Annotated in this window: 6 protein-coding genes; 2 read left to right on the top strand and 4 right to left on the bottom strand. The window is 68.5% G+C overall.

From position 1 onward, the window contains the following. Together K0M70_RS04415 and K0M70_RS04410 are read left to right on the top strand one after the other, a co-directional pair. The coding region (locus K0M70_RS04415; RefSeq protein ID WP_290779790.1) for a glycosyltransferase at positions 1-698 on the top strand (698 nt) is incomplete at its 5' end. A gap of 34 nt (positions 699-732) precedes the next feature. Continuing rightward, a complete protein-coding gene (locus K0M70_RS04410) occupies positions 733-2172 on the top strand; it encodes a DUF6056 family protein (RefSeq protein WP_290779788.1) in 1440 nt (479 codons plus the stop codon). On the opposite strand, the gene K0M70_RS04405 is transcribed toward K0M70_RS04410, so the two are convergent. The 4 genes from K0M70_RS04405 to K0M70_RS04390 form a co-directional block, all read right to left on the bottom strand. Beyond that, positions 2169-2585 (bottom strand): GtrA family protein, encoded by a 417-nt coding sequence (locus tag K0M70_RS04405; RefSeq protein ID WP_290779785.1) that lies wholly within the window; start codon positions 2583-2585, stop codon positions 2169-2171. The two genes, K0M70_RS04410 and K0M70_RS04405, sit on opposite strands and share 4 nt — an antisense overlap. Continuing rightward, on the bottom strand, positions 2582-3517 hold the full coding sequence (locus K0M70_RS04400) for a WxcM-like domain-containing protein (protein ID WP_290779782.1): 936 nt from the start codon (positions 3515-3517) through the stop codon (positions 2582-2584). Before K0M70_RS04400 ends, K0M70_RS04405 begins: the two co-directional genes overlap by 4 nt. After that, positions 3514-4473, bottom strand: a complete 960-nt coding sequence (locus K0M70_RS04395; RefSeq protein WP_290779780.1) for a glycosyltransferase family 2 protein — start codon at positions 4471-4473, stop codon at positions 3514-3516. The genes K0M70_RS04400 and K0M70_RS04395 overlap by 4 nt, the downstream gene beginning before the upstream one ends. Further along, positions 4458-5131, bottom strand: a 674-nt coding sequence (locus K0M70_RS04390) for a DegT/DnrJ/EryC1/StrS aminotransferase family protein (protein WP_290779777.1), incomplete at its 5' end; no start/stop codon positions are given. The genes K0M70_RS04390 and K0M70_RS04395, both read right to left, overlap by 16 nt.

Genomic DNA, 5131 nt, shown 5'->3' with positions numbered 1-5131 from the left:
TATTTGTGTGGCCTGGCGTGCAGGCCCGGGGGGTAATGGTTAGCCACCTGCCAAAGGGCGGCCCGTCGGGGGCGCGAAACCGCGCGGTGGCCGAGTCCACCGGCGAGTTCATCCTGCCGCTGGATGCAGACGACCGCTTCGACCCCGCCTACGCCGCCAAGGCCCTGGCGGTGATGCAGCAGCGTCCCGAGGTAGGCATCGTCTATTGCGACGCGATGCGCTTCGGCGCTGCGACCGGCATCTGGCAGCTGCCGGCCTACAGCGTGCGCGAAATGGCCATCGACAACGTGATCTTCTGCAGCAGCCTGTACCGCAAGGCCGACTGGTCGGCGGTAGGCGGCTACAACGAGTCGCTGCGGCACGGCATGGAGGACTACGAGTTCTGGATCAAGCTCATCAGCCTGGGCAGGGAAGTGGTGAAGCTGCCGGAGGCGCTGTTCTTCTACCGTATCCAGGAGCTTTCGCGGACCACGCGTTTCATGCAGGACAACGCGACCGTGGTTTCCACCTACGCCCAGATCTTCCGCGCCAACATCGGCTTCTTCGCCAACAACGCTGAAACCCTGTTCGAGCATCGCTTCGGCCTGTACCGTGAGGCGGACCATTTCCGCCATCGCTACGGCAAGCTCGACCGGGTGGTGGAACGCAGCCGGTGGCTGAAGTCGGTGGGCCGGTGGTTCAGCAACCTGCTGCGCTGACGCGCTTGAATCACACGGAGCCCGCGGAGAGCCCATGACCGACACCACGCACCCTCGCCAGGGCCTGGCTGCCAGGATGATTGCCGCAGCGCCGTGGGCCTGGGTGCTGGCGGCCTTCCTTTACGCGTCGGCTTTCGCCTTCGCCCAGACCGACGATATGTGCACGTTCGGGCGCCTGCTGTGGCGCCAGGACGCGAACCCGTTCCTCGAAACCTGGAATCTTTACCTCAACTGGACCGGGCGCTACAGCTCCACGTTCGTGGTGGCGCTGGGCGGCTGGCTGATCGCCATCGCGCCGGTGCCCGAGCACTGGGTTTATTCGGCCTTCGTGGCAGCGCTGTTGCTGGCCCTGGCCGCGTCGCTGTACGCCGCGCAGCGGCTGGTGGGCGACGGTGGCCGGGGGCGTTGGCTGCCCGGGCTGATCCTGACGGCGTTCGTGCTGGTGCTCACGCCTTCCAAGCTCGAAGGCCTGCTGTGGTTGACGGGCGCCGCGGTGTACACGCTGGGCATCGGCGCGCTGCTTTGGCTGGCGCTGGAAATGCAGCGCGACCTGCGCGGCCCCGGACTGCGGTGGCGTACTTCCTGGCGTTCCCCGGCCGCCATCTTCATCACCACGGGCTTCAACGAACTGCTGGCGCTGTCGGTGGGTGCCATGATCTTGCTGGTGGCGCTGGCGCATCGCCCGCGTCGGAACTGGCCGCAGCACGCGGTGTATTTCGCGGCGTTCGCGGCGGCGCTGCTGGTCACGGTGCTGGCCCCTGGCAATTTCGCCCGCGATTCACTGTCCGACGCGACGCGTCACGACCTGCCCACGGCGCTGCGCCTGGCCGGCGAGAGCCTGCAGCTGTTCTGGCTGCACGGCCTGAGCGTGCACGGCATGCTGGTGGTCTGCCTGGCCGCGGCCTCGGCGGCGGCCGGGCTCTGGATGAAGTCCACGCAGGGCGTGGTGGCGGGCTCCTGGAGCAGGCTGTGGCCGCTTTGCGTGGTGCTGCTGACCGCGATGCCGCTGCACGCGGTGGTGTATTCCTTCCTCACCGGCGAAGCCATGCCGGGCCGGATAGTGAACCAGGCGTACGCGATGGGCCTGGTGGGCATCGGCCTGGTGTCCTGCTGGTGCGGCCTGCGCCTGGCCGCGGGCGGCGCCGGTCGTATTCCCGCAGGCGCGGTGATGCTGGTGATGGGGCTGGTGCTGGTGACCAGCGCGCCTTTCCTGGGCTTCACCCGGGTGATCCGCGAAGAGGCCGCGGGCTGGCGCCACGAACAGCTGGAGCGGCAGGCGCTGATCGCGCAGGGTCGCCAGCTCAAGCTGCCGCGCGTGGTGGTGCCGGCGTTCTCGGACCGTCCCGCGCTGGTGTCGGTGCTGCAGGGCGCCGACATCTCCGACGACCCGACCTACTGGGTGAACACCTGCCTGGCCAGCTATTCGCGGGTGCCTGAAATCGTGCTTGAACCGCGCACCTTGCCGGCGCCCTAGTCGGCGGACCGTCCCCGGATCAGTCGCCGGGACAGCAGGAAGTTCAGCGGCAGCGTGACGGCGATGGCGATGACCGGGGCGACCCGGGCGTCCACGCCCAGCCACTGCACGCAAAGCCAGACGACAAACAGGCCGCAGGCGTAGTTCACCGCGTGCACCAGCGGGAACGCAAACAGCTTGCGCCACGACCACGTGGTGCGGAAAACGAAGAACGTGTTGATGGCGAAGCCCGACACGATGCCGGCCACGAAGCCCACGGTGTAGGCCGCCGCGTAACCCAGCGGCGCCAGCAGCAGCCAGTAGATCGCCAGGCTGAAGGCCGTGTTGGCGCCGCCGCCCACCAGGAAGCGCAGTATCTCCATCGTGGTCCTGCGGCGCGGGTTGTCCGGCGCGGCGCCAGCGGGTGGCTTCATGCCGCGGCGGATCGCACCATGCCCAGGAACTCGGCGTAGTCGCGGATGTACTCGTCGGCGTCATACCCTTCCGAAGCAAACACCAGCAGCACGGCGTCTTCGGAGTATTTGTACTGGGTGCCCCAGGTCATCGGCGGCAGATGGATGCCCAGGCTGGGGGAGTCCAGGGTGAACTCCTCCCGGCGCGCACCGTCATCGGCCAGCACGCGCACCGAGCCCTTCACGCAGATCAGGAACTGATGGCAGCGCTTGTGCGCGTGCTCGCCCCGCGTCTCGCGCGAGGGCACGTCGAACACCAGGAAGTAGCGCTTGGGCAGGAACGGCAGGTCTTTCTCGAATTCGCCGACCGACAGCGCGCCGCGCAGGTCGCTGAAGCGCGGCATCTGCTTCAGGCTGACGCCGCGCACGCCGCTTTCCGGCGCCGGCGCAGGCTGCGCGGTGGCGTCGACGGTGTCGGCACCGCCGGTATCGGACACGTAGCCGATGATGTGGGCCGGGTTGCCGACCACGATGGCATTGGGCGGGACCGAGCGGGTGATCACTGCGCCGGCGCCGATCATCGCGCCGGCACCGATGCGGATGCCCGGCAGCACGGTGGCGTTGGCGCCGATGGAAGCGCCGTCCTCGATGACCGTCTGCGCGAACGCGGCAGGCTGGCGCCGGCTGCGCGGGAAGATGTCGTTGGTGAAGGTGGCATTGGGTCCCACGAAGACATCGTTGCCCAGCCTGACGCCGTCCCACAGCTGCACGCCGCACTTCACCGTGACGCGGTCGCCCACCACCACGTCGTTCTCGACGAACACGCCGTCGCAGATATTGCAGTCGCGTCCGATCCTCGCGCCCGGCAGGATGTGTGCGAACGCCCAGACGCGGGTGCCGTCGCCGATGTCGGTGGACTCGCACAGGCTGTTGGGATGGAAGTAAGCGCTCATTCGGAGATTCCCGTGAAGTGTTCCTGCCGCTGTACCAGGGCCAGCGGCCGCTGCTTGGTGTTTTCGAACGTGCGCCAGGCGTAGGTGCCGACCACGCCCAGGCCCAGCGAGTTCAGGCCGCCGAAGAAGATGATGGTCAGCAGTGTGCCCGAATAGCCCGGCACTTCGACCAGCCCCGTGGCCTTGGCGACCAGGGTGACCGCGCCCAGCAGCACCGCCGCCGCCAGGCCCATCGCGCCGAAGGCGGTGAGCAGGCGGATGGGCAGGTCGGTGAACGAGAAAACGCTGTCGCTCAGGTAGCGCAGCTTCTTGCGAAGGGTCCAGCCGCTCTTGCCGCGTTCGCGCTTGCGGCGCTCATAGCCCACGAAAACCCGCCGACCGCCGAGCCAGAAAAGCTGGGCCAGCAGGCTGGAGTTGGACTCTTTCAGGGTCAGCAGCTGGTCGCGGAAGTCCGCGCGCATGGCGAAGATGTCCACGCCGCCCTTGGGGATGGCCGGCATCACCGTCTTGCGGTACAGCGACCAGAACAGGTTCGAGGCCAGCTTGGAGTGCCAGGGGTCGTCGCGGCCCATGCGCTCGCCAAAGGCGATGTCGTGCTCGCCCTTCTCCAGCTCGTGGAAAAAGCGCACGGCCAGCTCCGGTGGCTCCTGCAGGTCGGCCGCCATCACCGCGATCACGTCGCCGCGCGCGTGCTCCAGCCCGACGCGGATGGCGGAGAACGCACCGAAGTTGCGGCTCAGCGCCACCAGCGTCGAAGCGAACCCGGCACCGGGCAGGGCCTGCCGGAGGCGTTCGAGGCTGCGGTCCGGACTGCCGTCCACCACCAGCACGGCCTCGAAGGGCACGCCCACCTGCGCCTGGATGCCGGCGATGGCCGCGACCAGGTCAGCGATGTCTGCCTCGTTGCCGTAGACCGGCACCACCAGTGAGAAGCGCGGCTTCAGAACCGGTTGCATGCCTGCACCACGCGATCGACTTCTGCGTCCGCCAGCTCCGGGAAGCAGGGCAGCGTGAGCACCCGGTCGGCGTCGCGCTCGGTTTCGGGCAGCGAAATCGCGTCAAAGCGACCGGCGTGCATGGGCTGGCGGTGGTCGGGCCTGGGGTAGTGGACGTCGGTCTGCACGCCCGCTTGCTTGAGGTGGGCGCGCAGGTCGTCACGGCGATCGGTGCGGACCACGTACAAATGGCCCACGAACTCGTCGCCAGCGGCCGGCGTGACGTCGATGGCGGCGCTGCGGATTTCGTTGGAGTAGCGGTTGGCGATTTCCCGGCGGCGCTGGTTCCAGCCGTCCAGCGAAGGCAGCAGCAGCGACAGCATGCGCGCCTGCATTTCGTCCAGGCGGCTGTTGCGGCCGCCGGACAGCGTGTTGGTGTACTTGTCGCTCCAGCCGTACTGGCGCAGCTGGCGCACGCGCTGCGCCAGGTCGTCGCGCGCGGTCACCACGGCGCCGCCGTCGCCCAGGGCGCCCAGGTTCTTGGTCGGGTAGAAGCTGAAGCTGGCGATGTCGCCGAAGGCGCCGGCGCGTCGCCCGGTGGCGTCCGTGGCGCCATGCGACTGCGCGCAGTCCTCCAGCACCGCCCCCCCCCAGGCGCCGCACACCCGCGCCCAGTACG

This window comes from Arenimonas sp., assembly GCF_019459675.1.
Taxonomy (GTDB): domain Bacteria; phylum Pseudomonadota; class Gammaproteobacteria; order Xanthomonadales; family Xanthomonadaceae; genus Arenimonas.
This window is presented reverse-complemented; position numbering and strand designations above follow the sequence as displayed.